Raw genomic sequence first — 14642 nt, 5'->3', positions numbered from 1 at the left:
TGTCGGCGCCGGGATGGCGCGCTGTTCGGCCTGCGCTCAGGGGGGCCGACCGTAGAATCGAGGGGTGAGCACCAGCGCCTTGGGCAAGACCTCTGTGAGTATGCCCGTCCCGCGCATTCCGCGACGGCGCGAACCGCTCCAGGATATCCCGGTCGGCCGACCCAAGCGGGTGCTCCTCGCCTCGCCTCGCGGCTACTGCGCCGGAGTCGACCGCGCCGTCGTCGCCGTCGAGAAGGCGCTCGAGCGTTACGGGGCTCCCGTCTACGTCCGAAAGCAGATCGTCCACAACATCCACGTCGTGACCGAGCTCGAGCAGAAGGGGGCGGTCTTCGTCGAAGAGGTCGACGAGGTGCCGGCGGGTTCTCACGTCGTCTTCAGCGCACACGGTGTGTCACCGGCCGTCGTCAACGCGGCATCCGATCGCGGCCTGCAGGCCATCGACGCGACCTGCCCGCTCGTGACGAAGGTGCACCGCGAGGCGGTCCGGTTCGCGCGCGACGATTACGAGATCCTGCTGATCGGCCACGAGGGTCACGAGGAGGTCGAAGGGACCGCCGGTGAGGCTCCCGACCACGTCACGGTCGTGAACTCGCCGGACCACGCGGATGTCGTGGAGGTGCGCGACCCGTCGAAGGTGGTGTGGCTGTCGCAGACGACACTCTCGGTGGACGAGACGATGGAGACCGTGCGGCGCCTGCGCGAGCGCTTCCCGCAGCTGCAGGATCCGCCGTCGGATGACATCTGCTACGCCACCCAGAACCGCCAGGTGGCGATCAAGAAGGTCGCGAAGGATGCCGATCTCGTGATCGTCGTCGGCTCGGCCAACTCGTCGAACAGCGTCCGGCTCGTCGAGGTGGCTCTCGAATACGGCGCCAAGGCGGCGTACCGCGTCGACTACGCCGATGAGGTGGAGCAGGCCTGGTTCGAGGGCGTCGCGACCGTCGGTGTGACGAGCGGTGCCTCGGTGCCCGAGGTGCTCGTGCAGCAGGTCATGGAAGACCTGGCGCTCGCCGGCTTCCGCGATGTGGAAGAGGTGCGCACCGCCGAGGAGGACCTGCTGTTCTCGCTCCCGAAAGAGCTGCGTCAGGATGCCGACGGCCGGCGTGATGACCGCGCCCTGGGAGGACGTGGCCGCTGATGACCGACCAGACCCCCGATTCGCCGCCGCGGCCGCAGTACGGCGAGTACGCGACGCCCGAGGAGCAGCGCGCCCGCATCCGTCAGCCGGACGCGACGACCCTGGCCGCGAGTGCCGGACCAGCGGTTCAGCTCGAGCCCACGCCCCCGGCGGTCGTCCCGGGACGGGCGTCCGCGCCGGCCGCTACGGCCGAGCGCCGACCACGGCCCTACGACCGCATCATCACGTTCGCGCTGCTCGCGTATGGGCTGGTGAACGTCGTGACATCGATCCCCGCACTCGTGGACTACGGCGCCTACACCGACACGGTCTTCAGGCTGCTCGGGGTCGACGTCGAGCTGTCCGACCCCGCCGCGGGACGGCCCTGGGGCATCGCGGCCGCGATCATCCTCGCGGTCGGCTGGGCCATCACGGCTGCGCTGTCTCTGTGGAGCCTGCGCCGCGGACGGCTGACATGGTGGATCCCGCTCGTCGGAGGCATCGTCTTCACGTTCGCGTGCGGCAGTCTCATGCTGGTGCCGCTCATGTCCGATCCCGCCGTCTGGGACGTCCTGGTCGGCTCGGTCCGCTGACACACGGCTGAACCTTCCGCCACTGTGTCTCGTGTCTCCAGCGGGAGGTGAAGATGCCACGTGACGGTGCTGGTGACCGTGCGACTGACGATGCCACGCGCTTGAGTGCGCTTTATGACGCGCACGCCGCGCCGGTGTGGCGCTACGTCGTGCACCTCACCGGAGATCGAGCAGCGGCCGACGATGTCGTGCAGGAGACGCTGCTGCGCGCGTGGCGCACACCCCGCATCCTCGAGCAGGATCCTGCCACCGCCCGGTCGTGGATGTTCACGGTCGCCCGTCACCTCGTGATAGACGACGCGCGCAGTGCTCATCGCCGCCGTGAGATCGCGGTCGCCGAGACTCCGGAGGTCGCGACGGCAGACCTGACGGATGCGCTCTTCGAGGCGATCCTCGTCGAGGAGGCGCTCGCATCGCTCTCTTCCGATCACCGCACAGTCATCGTCCGCGCGTACTTCGGCGGCCTTCCGATCACCGAGATCGCGGCGGAACTCGACATCCCCGCGGGCACCGTCAAGTCGCGGCTTCACTACGGACTTCGCGCCCTGCGGCTCGCGCTGCAGGAGAAGGGGGTGACGCGATGACGAACCCGGATCACGCGTACTTCGCGGAATGGGACGCCGCCTACCTCCTCGGCGCGCTGAGCCCCGCAGACCGACGGCTGTTCGAGGCGCACCTGCAGGACTGCGACGCGTGCCGCGCGGCGATCGTCGAGACCGCCCCCACGATCGGGCTGCTGTCCCGCGTCTCGCCCGAGCGCGCCGAGTCGCTGCTCGAGCCGGCCGACGCGGGTGACGGGCCCAGCAGTGAGCGCCGCGGGGACCTCATCGCCCTGGGGGTCCGCCAGGCGCGCCGGCGTCGTCGCACCTGGTGGGCGACCGGTGTCGCGGCCGCGGCGGCAGTCGTCACCGCGGTGGTCCTGGCGGTCACCATCTCGATCGCGCCCGCTGTGCGCAACATCCAGGTCGTGGCCCTCGAGCCTGTCGCCGACCTGCCGATCACGGCGACGGTCGAACTCGTCGACGTGGCATGGGGCACGCGGCTCGAGATGATCTGCCGCTACACCGAGCCTGCAGACCCCGATGAACCCTCGAAGGGATGGCCGTACGCACTCGTGATCGAAGCCGCGGACGGTACGACCAGCGAGGTGTCGAGCTGGCTGGCGTTCCCCGGCACGACGGCCCGGCTGGGTGCCGGGACATCCCTCGACCCCGATCAGATCTCCGCCATCGAGATCCGCTCCGTCACGTCGGGAAAGGTCCTCATGCGGACTGAACTGACCGGGTAGCCGTCCGCCGGCGGGCTAAACGCCGAGGCTCTTGCCGTGCGAACCGAGCTGCTGGGTGGCCTCGACGACGCGGACGGCCATCGCCGACTCGGCGACCTTGCCCCATGCACGGGGGTCGTAGGCCTTCTTGTTCCCGACCTCGCCGTCGACCTTCAGGACGCCGTCGTAGTTCGAGAACATGAAGCCGGCCACCGAACGCGTGAACGCGTACTGGGTGTCGGTGTCGATGTTCATCTTGACGACGCCGTTCGAGACCGCGAGCGAGATCTCCTCGGAGGTCGAGCCGCTGCCGCCGTGGAAGACGAGGTCGAGCGGCTTCGCTGCGGTGCCGAAGCGCGCGGCGATGCCCTCCTGGATCTCGCCGAGCAGTTCGGGGCGCAGCTTGACGTTGCCCGGCTTGTACACGCCGTGCACGTTGCCGAACGTGAGGGCCGAGATGTAGCGGCCGTTCTCGCCGAGTCCGAGCGCTTCGACGGCCTTGGTGACATCCGCCACCGTCGTGTACAGCGCATCGTTCGAGCCTTCGTGCTGGACGCCGTCCTCCTCGCCGCCGACGACGCCGATCTCGACCTCGAGGATGGCGTTGATGTTCTTGAGACGGGGGAGCAGGTCCTTCGCGATCTCGATGTTCTCATCGAGGGGGACCGCGGAGCCGTCCCACATGTGCGACTGGAAGATCGGGTTGCGGCCGGCCCTGACCTCTTCCTCTGATGCCTCGATGAGGGGGATCACAAAGCCCGGCAGAGCATCCTTCGGGCAGTGATCGGTGTGGAGCGCGACCGTGATCGGATAGTTCTTCGCGACCTCGGTGGCGAACTTGGCGAAGGCGAGGGCGCCAGTGGCGCGGGCTTTGACGCTCTGCCCGGCGAAGTAGTCCGCACCGCCCGTGGTGACCTGGAGGATTCCGTCGGACCCCGCCTCGGTCAGACCTTGGAGCACGGAGTTGATCGTCTGCGAGCTGGAGACGTTGATCGCGGGATACGCGAATCCGCCTGCCTTGGCGCGATCCAGCATGTCGGCGTACTGCTCGGGAGTGGCGACGGGCATGAGTGCTCCTTGGTCTGTGGGGACGTCATGGTCACTCTAGCGAAGCGCTCGCCGAGTGGCAGGGTGAGGTCGACTCGTCCGTGCAGTGGGGCGTCGTCTATCCCTGGCGAAAGAATCGCATTTCCTTCGCGCACTGGTCGCGACAGACGCCGGTTGGCGGATGCCGCGCTGGTTAGGCTGGCGCCATGGTGAGTCTGACCGCTGATATGAACCCCCTGCATCCCGATCGAAACCTCGCGCTGGAGCTCGTTCGCGCGACCGAAGCCGCAGCCATCCGGGCGGTGCCGTTCATCGGCCGTGGCGCGAAGGAATCGGCGGACGGCGCGGCCGTCGACGCCATGCGGGCGTTCTTCACGACGGTCGACTTCGACGGCACCATCGTGATCGGCGAAGGCGAGAAGGATGACGCCCCGATGCTCTTCAACGGTGAGCACGTCGGCAGCGGCCGCGGACCGCAGTGCGATGTTGCGGTGGACCCGATCGACGGCACCTCGCTCACCGCTGCGGGCCGCAACAACGCGCTTTCGGTCATCGCCGTCTCGGACCACGGGACGATGCTGGACGCTTCCACCGTGTTCTACATGGACAAGCTCGTGACGGGGCCGGCAGGAGTCGGAGTCGTGGACATCCGGCTTCCGATCGGCGAGAACATCCGCCTGCTCGCGAAGGCGCTCGACAAGCCCGTCGACGAGCTCGTCGTATCGGTGCTGCACCGGCCCCGGCACGAGCAGCTCATCGAAGACATCCGGACCGCGGGCGCCGGCACGCGGCTGATGACTGACGGCGACGTCGCCGGCGGCATCAACGCGGCACGCCACAACGCCCGCACCGACATGTGCGTCGGCATCGGCGGCAGCCCCGAGGGAATCGTGACCGCGTGCGCGATCAAGGCTCTCGGGGGTCACATCCAGGGACGGCTCTGGGCACGCGACGACGACGAGAAGCAGAAGGGCATCGACGCCGGGTTGAAGCTCGAAGGCTACGTGTATGAAGCCGACGAGCTGGTGCGAGGGAGCAACACGATCTTCGTCGCGACCGGCGTGACGGATGGTCAGCTGGTGGCAGGTGTGCGCCGCGAGGGGGAGTACCTGTACACGGAGAGCGTGGTGCTGCGCGGCGCCTCGGGCACGCTCCGTCGGATCTCTTCGGAGCACCTCGTCTCGAAGTGGCTGTAGTCGCCGGCTGCTCCCGCCGGCACGGCAAGGGATCGCAGTGACGCGTTTGTGACCACGTCCGAGGCGGTTGTCTGGCACAATCGAACCGGTGTCAACGAGGACTCGCTTTCGTTTTCCCACGCCCGAGGGGGTATCTCGATGTCGGCACAATTGAGCGGTTCGTCGCCGCAGACCGGCGCGCAGGCGGTCATCGCCGACGCGCACGACCCAGCGCGCCGTCCCGACGTCCTGCTGCGGGTGCGCCGGGACGAGGGTCACGAGGTCAGCGCCTGGTGGATGATCGGCGCCTTCGTGGCCGTGTCGGCGGCCGTGATCGCGTTGCTGAGCTTCGTGCCCGGCGGCGCGTGAGCTGACCCTCGACCGGACCGCGATCGACCCGAGCCGCCCCTGGTCGCGTCACGCTGCGGGATCGTGCTCCGGCGTATCGGCGAGCCGGTCGCGCAGGTCTCCCAGATCGGCCAGGGCAGAAGGCTCGTCCATGGCCAGCGCACCGTCCAGCAGTTCGGGAGCGGTGAGCCGCCGCGGTGCTTTGTCGATCGCCCCCGGCTGTGCCAGGGCGTCGAGCTTGGTCTGGTCGATGCCGGGGAACCGCCGCGCACTCACGAGCACCCGGGTCTCGAGCGAGCCCGCGAAGCTGTTGTAGCTGTCGACGGTGCGCTCGATCGCACGGCGAAGATCGTCGGCGTGCTTCGCCAGCCCGCCCAGCCGCTCGTAGAGCTGGTTGCCGAGCTCGAACAGCGTCCGGGCCTCTCGCGACACATCCTGCTGCGTCCAGGTGTAGGCGACGGTCTTCAGCACTGCCCACAGGTTCACCGGCGAGGCGAGCGCGACGCGCTTGCCGAACGCGTAATCCAGCAGCGACGGATCCTCTTCGAGCGCGGCCGCCAGCAGCGACTCGCTCGGCAGGAAGCACACGACGAACTCGGGGCTCGACGGCAGACCCGCCCAGTACGTCTTCTTCGCCAGCGCGTCGACATGCGATCGCACGGCCTTGACGTGCTTGTCGAGCAGCGCTCGGCGGCGCGCCGCCTCTGCGCCCTGCGCGGTCAGCGAGATCGCGCTCGCCTCCAGGTACGCGTCGAGCGGCACCTTCGCGTCGACGGCGATCGCCTTGTCACCGGGAAGGCGGATGACCATGTCGGGGCGGCCGGCCCCGGCATCCGACATGATCGAGGTCTGCGTGTCGAAGTCGATGTAGCGCGTGAGTCCTGCCGCCTCGACCACTCGCCGCAGCTGGGTCTCGCCCCAGACGCCCCGAGTGCTGCCCGAGCGCAGCGCACTCGCGAGTGACTCGGTCATCGTCCGCAGGGCATCGTCGGTCTCATTCGCGCGCCGCAGCTGCTCGGCGAGCGTGCCGAACTGGGTGTGCCGGTCGCGCTCGAGCTCGTCGACCTTGGTCTGCATCGAGTGCAGGGTCTCTTGGACCGGAGCCAGCGCCCGCAGGACGGACTGCTCGCGGCGCTCGCGCTCTTCGCGCGCGGCCTGGTCGGCTCGAGCCTGGCCGGCGAGGTCGCGATACAGCAGCTGCTGGTGGTCGAGCTGGGCCTGCACGCCCAGTCGCGCCGCCTCGGCTGCGGCGAGTCGCGCTTTCACCTCGGCGTGCTCGCGCGTGCTCCGGGCGCTGCTTCGCGCGATGCCGAGAACCCAGCCGGCGAGTGCGCCGAGCAGCAGGGATCCGATCACCACGCCGGAGAGGATGAGTGCGTCCATGGGTTCAGGATGACGGCAGCCCCCGACATCCGTCGCTCGCGTCACGGCGCGGCGACCGCCCGGAGCGGCAAGGTGGTGGGCTCAGGCGACCGCGAACGACACGGCGGGGGCGTCGGTGATCGCGATCTGGCAGACCCGGATCGATGCTGCCTGGGCCAGTGCCTCGATGTCGTCGGCACCGACGCGGCGCGCGGCGTCGATCATGATGTGCGCGCACGCCAAGGCGTCGGCGGTGGCGTTGTGGTGCGGGAAGTCGGCGAACCCCGCCTGCGCCGCGACGAACGGCAGGCGGTAGGACTCCAGCTGGTACAGCTTGCGGGCGACCTGCAGGCTGCACGCGTAGCGGTACGGCGGGCAGTCGTCACCGGTCGCCTCGCACGCGCGCTTGAGCACCGCCATGTCGAAGCCGGCGTTGTGTGCGACCAGCACATCCGCGCCGGCGAAGGCGGCGAGATCGCCGAGCTGCTCGGTCCAGCCCTTCGCGTCGATGACGTCTTCGGCCTGGATGCCGTGGATCCGCGTGTTCAGCTCGAAGAAACGGTCGTGCCCTGCCGGTGGGCGGATGAGCCATCCCGCCGTCGCCACGACCTGGCCGTCTCGCACCCGGGCGAACCCGACCGCGCACGCTGACGCGTTGCTGGAGTTCGCCGTCTCGAAGTCGATCGCGGTGAAGTCCAGGGGCACGCTGTCAGAGTCACCCGCGCGGCACGGGTATGCGCGGAGGCGCGCCGTGACCGGGTGCGACCCGCGTCGTAGGCTCGATGCATGGCCAGCCGCGAGGAGATGTCGAAGTCGTTCGGCTCGAACGCCAGCGTGTACGAGGCCGGCCGCCCCGGTTACCCGACCGCGGCGGTGCAGTGGCTGCTCGATCCCGTGCATCGAGACGGTCGCGCGCTCCGAGTGGCGGATGCCGGGGCCGGCACGGGCAAGCTCACCCGCGTCGCGGTGGAGCTGGGTGCAGAGGTCGTCGCGATCGATCCGGACGCGGCCATGCTCGCCGAGCTGCGGACTCACGTTCACGGCGTGCCGACCTTCGTGGGGTCGGCAGAGCGGATGCCGCTCCCCGATGCGTCGGTCGATGCGCTGCTCTTCGGCCAGGCGTGGCATTGGGTCGACGCTGTCGCGGCCTCCGCCGAGGCGGGCCGCGTGCTGCGGTCGGGCGGTGTGCTGGGTCTCGTCTGGAACATCCGCGACGAGTCGGTGCCGTGGGTTCACCGGCTCACCGAGATCATGCACGGCAGCCATGCCGAGGAGATGCTCGCCGACGGCGACCCGGCGGTGCGCGACCCGTTCGACGGGGTCGAGGCGCGTGTCTGGCGATGGAGCAGGCCCATGACCCGAGACGCGCTGCTCGCGATGGCGCGGTCGCGCAGCTATGTCATCACAGCAGCGCCCGACGACCGCGATCGGATCGAGTCGGGCCTCGCCGACCTCTTCGATGAGATCGGAGCCGTCGGCTCGGAGCCGGTGACTCTGCCGTACGTCACGCGCGCCTACCGCACCATCCGGCCGTAGCGCGGGGTAGCGTGGCGGCCATGCGCACGCTCACGGTCTGCAACTTCACCACCGTCGACGGACGGTACGAAGACGACGACCACGACATCGTGTCGTTCTTCGAGAACCAGCACTCCGACTATGCGGGTGCGGACTCGTTCGACCATTACACCGCGGGGCTGCTGCGCGACTCCGACACGTTCCTCCTCGCCGGCAGGCGGTCCTTTCTCGGGAACATGGAGTACTGGCTGGGCGTCCAAGGCGATGCGAGTGCCACCGGCATCCGTCGTCAGCTGGCCGAGCTCATCCTGGACATCGAGAAGATCGTCGTCTCGGACACCATCACCGAGGACGACATCGCTCCGTGGCCGAACACCCGCATCGTTCGGATCGCCGACTCGCGCGCCGAGGTCGCCGCGCTCAAGCAGGGCGACGGGCGCGGCATCCTGATCCTGCTCTCGCGGCTGCTCTGGAACGACCTGATGCACGCGGGGCTCGTGGACGAATTGCACCTCGTGACCTTCCCGCTCATCGCGGGCGGCGGCGTTCCGCTGTTCGGCGACCGGCCACCGGTGTCGCTCAAGCTCCTCGGCACGCACGCATGGGCCGAGTCGGGCAATGTGCTGATGCGGTGGCGCGTCGATCCCGCCGACTGAGGGACCAGCACGGCGCCTGACGCCGGGAGGCGGCTGCTGTCACCCGTAGACTGGATGCCCGTGGCTCTCACTATCGGCATCGTCGGCCTGCCCAACGTCGGCAAGTCCACCCTTTTCAACGCGCTGACCAAGAACGACGTGCTGGCGGCGAACTATCCGTTCGCCACGATCGAGCCGAACGTGGGCGTGGTGTCGCTGCCGGATGCACGCCTGGCGAAGCTCGCCGAGGTCTTCCACTCCGAGCGCATCCTCCCCGCGACGGTGTCGTTCGTCGACATCGCCGGGATCGTGCGCGGGGCGAGCGAAGGCGAGGGGCTCGGCAACCAGTTCCTTGCGAACATCCGCGAGGCCGATGCGATCGCGCAGGTGGTGCGCGGCTTCACCGACGACGATGTGGTGCACGTCGAGGGTGACGTGAACCCGAAGAACGACCTCGAGACGATCAATGCCGAGCTGATGCTCGCCGACCTGCAGACTCTCGACAAGGCGATTCCGCGTCTCGAGAAGGACGTCAAGGGCAAGCGAGCGGATGCCGCGACGCTCGAGGCCGCCGTCGCCGCGAAGGATGCCCTCGAGAGGGGCGTGCTGCTGTCGCACTCGGATCTGGACCTGGCGCCGATCAAAGAGCTCGGATTGATGACCGCGAAGCCGTACATCTATGTGTTCAACGTCGACGAGGCGGTGCTCACGGATGCCGCGCGTCTGGCCGAGCTCGAGGCCCTGGTCGCGCCAGCCCACGCGGTGTTCCTCGACGCGAAGATCGAGTCCGAGCTCATCGACCTCGACCCCGACGATGCCGCCGAACTGCTCGCATCGACGGGTCAGGAGGAGTCGGGCATCGACCAGCTCGCCCGGATCGGCTTCGACACCCTCGGGCTGCAGACCTACCTCACCGCCGGGCCGAAGGAAGCGCGGGCCTGGACGATCGGCAAGGGCTGGAAGGCGCCGCAGGCGGCGGGTGTGATCCACACCGACTTCGAGAAGGGCTTCATCAAGGCCGAGGTCATCTCGTACCAGGACCTGATCGACGCGGGTTCGGTGCTTGAGGCCCGCCACCGCGGCAAGGCGCGCCTCGAGGGCAAGGAATACGTCATGCACGACGGGGATGTCGTCGAGTTCCGCTTCAACGTCTGAGTCGCAGTTCCCCAGCTGAGAGGACGCCCATGACCGACACCCAGACCTTCGAGCCGGACGGACGCGCCATCCCCTTCGCCGTGGAGGGTGAGGGACCGGTCTCACTCGTGCTCCTGTCCGAGCGCGACCTCGGCGCCGATGGTCTCGGCGTGATCTCGCACTACCTCGTCGAGGAGGCCGGCTTCCATGTCGTGCGGGTCGACACCCGCGCCGACTCGGACAGCCTGGACGAGCGGGTGCAGGATGTCGCGGCGGTCATCGACCATCTGGGGCTCGACCACACCTGGATCGGCGGGCACGGCGCCGGCGGAACGGTGGCACGGGCGTTCGCCGCGTCGCACCACGAACGGGTCAACGGCCTGCTGCTGCTCGGAGTGGAGGATCAGGACATCCCGCTCGCGCCGATCATGCCGGTGCTGATCATCCAGGGAACGGATGACGAGACCACCCCGCCTGTCAATGGCGAGCGCCTGCAGTCGACCGCGCCGGAGCGTGCGAGCGTCAAGACCGTCGACGGTGCAGGCCACCTGTTCCCCCTGACGCACCCGATCCAGACGGCGTTCATCATCGAGGAATACCTCGACTGGGACTAGCCCGGCGACTGCGGCCTAACGGCCCTGTCGCTTCTTGAACGGCTTCGGCTGCCCTTTGACGGCAGGCGCCCTCCCCTTGCCCTTCGAGGCCTTCGCCTTGCCGCCCGCCGGCACCACCGGCTTAGCGGCCGGGGCGGGTGCGGCGGCGATCTGCCGCTCGGCCTCCTCGAGAAGCAGGACTCCGGCGGCAGTCAATGTCCATCCGGATTTGGCGCGGTTGAAGAGCGGATGTCCGACTTCGTCCTCGAGCTTGTCGAGGGAGGAGTAGACGGCGGCGATCGGGATGCCGAGGGCTTCTGCGGCGCGCGGGACGTGCAGCCCCTCGTCCACGACGGCGACGAACCGCTGCAGCACGGTGATGTTCACGAGGACCCGTTGGCGTCATCCGCGTAGCTCATGGCTGAGTAGCGTAATGGACCGCAACGCAGCGGATGACGTTCGCACCCGCTGTTACTCTGAGCGCGCAGCGCGCAGCGAAGTCTCGCATCCCACTCGCGGGACACGCCTGCGGTTTCGTTCCGCGGAGTCGCGCTATCGCGGCTCCCGTTCCAAGGAGCACCACGCCATGGTCACCGTCACCAACGCCCACCTTGTCGGCAGCATCAACCAGCCCGACGCCGAGTCCGTCTTCCGCGCCGTCGGCGAGCACCTCGGGGATCGCGCCAAGCGCATCCCCGACGGCGAGGTCGGCGAGCGGTTCTACTGGATACAGTTCCAGACCTTCCGCCTCGACGAGACCCCCGGGCTCGTCCGTGTGGGCGAGGAGCTGCCCTATCGGATCCGCGACATCTTCGACCTGCGCCCGTTCGCCCTCGACGGCACCGTCGCCGCAGCGGACCTGCAGTTCCCGAACCTGGGCTACGCTGACGCGGCGATCGAGTCGTATACACAGTTCGCCGCGGTACGCGAGGGCGGCGCAATCCCTGCCGGGGCGCGCTTCCAGGTCTCGCTCCCGACGCCAGTGGGTGTCGTCGGGGCCTTCATCGTGCCCGACGACCGCACCGCCGTCGAGCCGGTGTACGAGCACGCCCTCTTCGCCGAGGTCTCCCGCATCGCCGACGCCATCCCGCACGAGGACCTCGCGATCCAGTGGGATTCGGCGGTCGAGTTCGGAATCCTCGATCGCGCCGAGTTCGGCGGCGTGCCGTTCAGCGCGGGGTGGGAGGGCGACCTCCTCGGTGGCGTGATCGATCGCGCGATCCGCCAGATCGCCGCCGTTCCCGACGACGTGGAGGTGGGCTTCCACCTCTGCTACGGCGACGTCGAGGAGCAGCACTTCATCCAGCCGAAGGATGCCGGAACCCTTGCATCCGTCATCCGCGGGATCTTGGCGGCGTCACCTCGAACCGTGAGCTGGTTCCACCTTCCCGTGCCGATAGAGCGGGACGACGCGGCCTACTTCGCGCCCCTCGCGGACCTCGATCTGCCCGCAGGCACCGAACTCGACCTGGGCCTGCTCCACCACGAGGACGGGTTCGAGGGCGCCGAGCGCCGAATCGCGGCTGCGGCGACGGTCCTCGACAGCTTCGGGGTCGGCACCGAATGCGGATTCGGCCGAGGGCCGGCAGAGCGCACCGCTCCGCTCCTCGATCTGCACGCGGCGGTCGTCGACGCACACAGCTGATCGGGCGCGGTCAGGGCACTGCGACCCCGTGCCCGGCCCGCACCTCCGCGAAGCGGCGGAGCTGTCCGAGGCGGTCGGCGCCGACGGGCGTGAGGATGATGCTCGTCGCTCCCGCTCGCGCGCGGGCGGCGATTCGGTCGCGCACCTGGTCGGGCGTGCCGGCGAGCGAGAGCTCGGCGACCCACTCGGCGGGAATCGTCATCGCGAATTCCTCCGGTCCCGAGCAGCCCTGGCGGTGGCGTGCGAGCTCGGCCGCGAAGGGAAGGTCGACGAGGTGCGGCGCCCAGTCCGGTTCGCCGAACCAGGCGAGCGCGGGTCGTGCGTGCGCGACGGCGGCCTCGGCTTCGTCATCGATCGCCGCGACGTCGTAGGTCGTGATCCGGATGTCGGCGCCTACCGGTGCAGCAGTGCCGACGATGCCGAGCGAGGCCGCGACATACCCGGGCGTGGATGGTTCGGCGAGGATGGCGCCGTCGGCTGACCTCCCGGCGACGGCGAGCGACTTGGGACCGCGGACGCCGAGCAGGATCGGCGGCACGACATCGGGAATCTCGGTCAGCGTGACGCCCGCCACATCGACATAGCGCCCGGCCCCCGGTCCCGGCTCACCCCGGAGCAGGGTGCGAATCGCCGTCGTGTACTCCTCGAGGAGCGTCAGGGGGCTCTTCGGCCAGGCGCCGACCTGCCGCATCCATACCGGCATCCCATGCCCGATCCCGGCCACGAGCCGGTTCGGGAAGAGCTGGGCGAGGGTGGCGAGCTCCATCGCCGTGAACGCGGCATTGCGAGCTCCTGCGGGGAGGATGCCGATGCCGACGGTGATCCGCTCGGTCACGGCGAGGACGGCGCTCGCCTGCGCGATGCCCCCGCGGAAGCCGAGGTCTTCCACGACCCAGAGCTCGTCGAAGCCGAGGTCCTCGGCGCGACGGGCGAAGGTGAGCACCTGATCTGCGGGAAGATCGCGGGGGAGCATGACACCCACGCTGGCCGGGGTGTGTGTGACGGCAGACATACCCAGATCCTTGCAGAACGGCCGGTCACCGTCGTCGGACTGATTCCGGCCGTGGTGCTCATGGCGGGCGGTGTCGCCATCATCGGCACGGCGAGCGGTCCGATCGTTTCGCTTTTGAACGAGCGGACCACGCAGACTCGCCAAAGCCACGGCGACAACCCCGACGACTCCAGGGGCTGACCCCGGCTCGCTTGTCCGCCGACGCACCTGGCATACTCCGGGCATGGCGAAGGTCAAGACCGAACTCAAGAAGACCGGCTACGAGATCTTCATCGGCATCCTGTCGATACTCTCGATCTTGAATCTCGTGCTTCTGTACGCGTACGTCGACGACGCGGCGATGCAGACGGTCCTGCAGGTGATGAACGCGCTGTTCAGCGCGATCTTCCTCGGCGACTTCACGTACCGGATGGTGACCGCGCCATCCCGCAGCACATACTTCTTCAAGCACTTCGGCTGGGCGGACCTGCTCGCCAGCCTGCCTTTCCCGCAGTTCAAGGTGCTGCGCATCTTCCGGCTGATCCGCGTCACGCGCCTGCTGCGCGAGGTCGGCATCCGCACGATCTGGCGCACGCTGATCAGGGATCGCGCCGGCAGCGCACTGCTGATACTTCTGCTGATGGGCATCATGGTGCTCCAGTTCGGCAGCCTGACGGTGCTGCAGGTCGAGCAGTACGCCAAAGGCGCCAACATCACGACGGCATCCGACGCGCTCTGGTACACCATGGTCACGATCTCGACGGTCGGCTACGGTGACCAGTACCCCGTCACGAACGCGGGCCGATTGGTGGGCACCGTCATCATCATCGTGGGTGTCGGCATCTTCGGCACGTTCACGGGGTATCTGGCGAACGTCTTCCTGTCGCCCCGAAAGGAGGATGAGGAGCCGTCGGCGGATGAGCCCGAGCCGGTGGACACGGGCTCGATCGAGTCGGCGGCGAGCGATGACGCGAATGCGACGATCCAGACGGATGCCGCACCTGCCGATTCCGCCGCGACACTCGATGAACTCCGCGCCCTAATGCTTCGATCGCAGGCCGAACTGGCCGAGATCAAGCGGCTGGTCGATGCCGGGGGAGGCGCCGTCGCGAGCCAGTGACACTGCCGTCCAGTGAGGGGGAGCTCGTCGGGGGGCAGATCCATCGGAGGGGCCTGACGCGACCAGGGTGTAAAGTTGGACCACCGCGCGGTGGCTTCAC

At 68.7% G+C, this 14642-nt stretch carries 17 protein-coding genes; 12 read left to right on the top strand and 5 right to left on the bottom strand.

The genetic code is table 11. The features are described 5' to 3' along the window. Positions 1 to 100: 100 nt before the first annotated feature. From ABD188_RS15330 to ABD188_RS15315, 4 genes are read left to right on the top strand one after another with little or no spacing between them, the layout of a single operon-like run. Positions 101 to 1138 carry a 4-hydroxy-3-methylbut-2-enyl diphosphate reductase gene (locus ABD188_RS15330; protein WP_344067155.1) on the top strand — a complete coding sequence of 346 codons (1038 nt, stop codon included), beginning with the start codon at positions 101 to 103 and terminating at the stop codon, positions 1136 to 1138. After that, positions 1138 to 1710: a DUF6264 family protein gene (locus ABD188_RS15325; protein WP_344064150.1), complete on the top strand. Its 573-nt coding sequence runs from the start codon at positions 1138 to 1140 to the stop codon at positions 1708 to 1710. Before ABD188_RS15330 ends, ABD188_RS15325 begins: the two co-directional genes overlap by 1 nt. Positions 1711 to 1763: 53 nt before the next feature. Then, a complete protein-coding gene (locus ABD188_RS15320) occupies positions 1764 to 2294 on the top strand; it encodes a sigma-70 family RNA polymerase sigma factor (RefSeq protein WP_344064147.1) in 531 nt (176 codons plus the stop codon). Next, positions 2291 to 2998: a zf-HC2 domain-containing protein gene (locus ABD188_RS15315; RefSeq protein WP_344064144.1), complete on the top strand. Its 708-nt coding sequence runs from the start codon at positions 2291 to 2293 to the stop codon at positions 2996 to 2998. The genes ABD188_RS15320 and ABD188_RS15315 overlap by 4 nt, the downstream gene beginning before the upstream one ends. Before the next feature lie 15 nt (positions 2999 to 3013). On the opposite strand, the gene fbaA is transcribed toward ABD188_RS15315, so the two are convergent. Continuing rightward, positions 3014 to 4045 carry a class II fructose-bisphosphate aldolase gene (gene fbaA, locus ABD188_RS15310; RefSeq protein WP_344064141.1) on the bottom strand — a complete coding sequence of 344 codons (1032 nt, stop codon included), beginning with the start codon at positions 4043 to 4045 and terminating at the stop codon, positions 3014 to 3016. A 185-nt stretch (positions 4046 to 4230) separates the two neighbouring features. On the opposite strand from fbaA, the gene glpX reads away from it, so the two are divergent. Together glpX and ABD188_RS15300 are read left to right on the top strand one after the other, a co-directional pair. Further along, a complete protein-coding gene (glpX, locus tag ABD188_RS15305) occupies positions 4231 to 5220 on the top strand; it encodes a class II fructose-bisphosphatase (protein WP_344064139.1) in 990 nt (329 codons plus the stop codon). Between the two features lie 48 nt (positions 5221 to 5268). Further along, the gene (locus ABD188_RS15300; RefSeq protein ID WP_344064136.1) at positions 5269 to 5568 is read left to right on the top strand and encodes a hypothetical protein; all 300 of its coding nucleotides are present in this window, start codon (positions 5269 to 5271) and stop codon (positions 5566 to 5568) included. A gap of 48 nt (positions 5569 to 5616) precedes the next feature. Here the strand turns inward: ABD188_RS15300 and ABD188_RS15295 are convergent, their stop codons facing one another. Together ABD188_RS15295 and ABD188_RS15290 are read right to left on the bottom strand one after the other, a co-directional pair. Further along, entirely contained in the window at positions 5617 to 6930 is a 1314-nt protein-coding gene (locus tag ABD188_RS15295) for a DNA recombination protein RmuC (RefSeq protein ID WP_344064133.1), read from the bottom strand. Positions 6931 to 7011: 81 nt separating this feature from the next. Next, positions 7012 to 7614, bottom strand: coding sequence for a 3'-5' exonuclease (locus ABD188_RS15290; RefSeq protein ID WP_344064130.1), 603 nt, complete (start codon positions 7612 to 7614; stop codon positions 7012 to 7014). Positions 7615 to 7695: 81 nt separating this feature from the next. On the opposite strand from ABD188_RS15290, the gene ABD188_RS15285 reads away from it, so the two are divergent. Genes ABD188_RS15285 through ABD188_RS15270 form a run of 4 tightly spaced genes read left to right on the top strand, consistent with a single transcriptional unit; the run spans position 7696 to position 10807 of the window. Then, positions 7696 to 8445 (top strand): class I SAM-dependent methyltransferase, encoded by a 750-nt coding sequence (locus ABD188_RS15285; RefSeq protein WP_344064127.1) that lies wholly within the window; start codon positions 7696 to 7698, stop codon positions 8443 to 8445. Positions 8446 to 8465: 20 nt separating this feature from the next. Beyond that, entirely contained in the window at positions 8466 to 9080 is a 615-nt protein-coding gene (locus ABD188_RS15280; protein WP_344064123.1) for a dihydrofolate reductase family protein, read from the top strand. 60 nt (positions 9081 to 9140) lie between these two features. Further along, a complete protein-coding gene (gene ychF, locus ABD188_RS15275; protein WP_344064119.1) occupies positions 9141 to 10214 on the top strand; it encodes a redox-regulated ATPase YchF in 1074 nt (357 codons plus the stop codon). 29 nt (positions 10215 to 10243) lie between these two features. Beyond that, positions 10244 to 10807 (top strand): alpha/beta fold hydrolase, encoded by a 564-nt coding sequence (locus ABD188_RS15270; RefSeq protein ID WP_344064116.1) that lies wholly within the window; start codon positions 10244 to 10246, stop codon positions 10805 to 10807. A 15-nt stretch (positions 10808 to 10822) separates the two neighbouring features. Here the strand turns inward: ABD188_RS15270 and ABD188_RS15265 are convergent, their stop codons facing one another. Further along, a complete protein-coding gene (locus ABD188_RS15265) occupies positions 10823 to 11173 on the bottom strand; it encodes a LysR family transcriptional regulator (RefSeq protein WP_344064112.1) in 351 nt (116 codons plus the stop codon). Positions 11174 to 11372: 199 nt separating this feature from the next. On the opposite strand from ABD188_RS15265, the gene ABD188_RS15260 reads away from it, so the two are divergent. Continuing rightward, entirely contained in the window at positions 11373 to 12431 is a 1059-nt protein-coding gene (locus ABD188_RS15260; RefSeq protein WP_344064109.1) for a uroporphyrinogen decarboxylase/cobalamine-independent methonine synthase family protein, read from the top strand. Between the two features lie 10 nt (positions 12432 to 12441). Here the strand turns inward: ABD188_RS15260 and ABD188_RS15255 are convergent, their stop codons facing one another. After that, entirely contained in the window at positions 12442 to 13443 is a 1002-nt protein-coding gene (locus ABD188_RS15255) for an LLM class flavin-dependent oxidoreductase (RefSeq protein ID WP_344064106.1), read from the bottom strand. A gap of 223 nt (positions 13444 to 13666) precedes the next feature. On the opposite strand from ABD188_RS15255, the gene ABD188_RS15250 reads away from it, so the two are divergent. After that, complete coding sequence (locus tag ABD188_RS15250) at positions 13667 to 14542, top strand: ion transporter (RefSeq protein ID WP_344064103.1); 876 nt, start codon at positions 13667 to 13669, stop codon at positions 14540 to 14542. Positions 14543 to 14642: the final 100 nt, after the last annotated feature.

The sequence above is a fragment of the Microbacterium pumilum genome, from assembly GCF_039530225.1.
Lineage (GTDB): Bacteria > Actinomycetota > Actinomycetes > Actinomycetales > Microbacteriaceae > Microbacterium > Microbacterium pumilum.
This window is presented reverse-complemented; position numbering and strand designations above follow the sequence as displayed.

Excerpts from the sequence above, each read along its gene's own strand:
- ABD188_RS15330 (WP_344067155.1), top strand. The coding sequence starts at position 101 with ATGCCCGTCCCGCGCATTCCGCGACGGCGCGAACCGCTCCAGGATATC.
- ABD188_RS15325 (WP_344064150.1), top strand. The coding sequence starts at position 1,138 with ATGACCGACCAGACCCCCGATTCGCCGCCGCGGCCGCAGTACGGCGAG.
- ABD188_RS15320 (WP_344064147.1), top strand. The coding sequence starts at position 1,764 with ATGCCACGTGACGGTGCTGGTGACCGTGCGACTGACGATGCCACGCGC.
- ABD188_RS15315 (WP_344064144.1), top strand. The coding sequence starts at position 2,291 with ATGACGAACCCGGATCACGCGTACTTCGCGGAATGGGACGCCGCCTAC.
- fbaA (WP_344064141.1), bottom strand. The coding sequence starts at position 4,045 with ATGCCCGTCGCCACTCCCGAGCAGTACGCCGACATGCTGGATCGCGCC.
- glpX (WP_344064139.1), top strand. The coding sequence starts at position 4,231 with ATGGTGAGTCTGACCGCTGATATGAACCCCCTGCATCCCGATCGAAAC.
- ABD188_RS15295 (WP_344064133.1), bottom strand. The coding sequence starts at position 6,930 with ATGGACGCACTCATCCTCTCCGGCGTGGTGATCGGATCCCTGCTGCTC.
- ABD188_RS15285 (WP_344064127.1), top strand. The coding sequence starts at position 7,696 with ATGGCCAGCCGCGAGGAGATGTCGAAGTCGTTCGGCTCGAACGCCAGC.
- ABD188_RS15280 (WP_344064123.1), top strand. The coding sequence starts at position 8,466 with ATGCGCACGCTCACGGTCTGCAACTTCACCACCGTCGACGGACGGTAC.
- ABD188_RS15270 (WP_344064116.1), top strand. The coding sequence starts at position 10,244 with ATGACCGACACCCAGACCTTCGAGCCGGACGGACGCGCCATCCCCTTC.
- ABD188_RS15260 (WP_344064109.1), top strand. The coding sequence starts at position 11,373 with ATGGTCACCGTCACCAACGCCCACCTTGTCGGCAGCATCAACCAGCCC.
- ABD188_RS15255 (WP_344064106.1), bottom strand. The coding sequence starts at position 13,443 with ATGTCTGCCGTCACACACACCCCGGCCAGCGTGGGTGTCATGCTCCCC.
- ABD188_RS15250 (WP_344064103.1), top strand. The coding sequence starts at position 13,667 with ATGGCGAAGGTCAAGACCGAACTCAAGAAGACCGGCTACGAGATCTTC.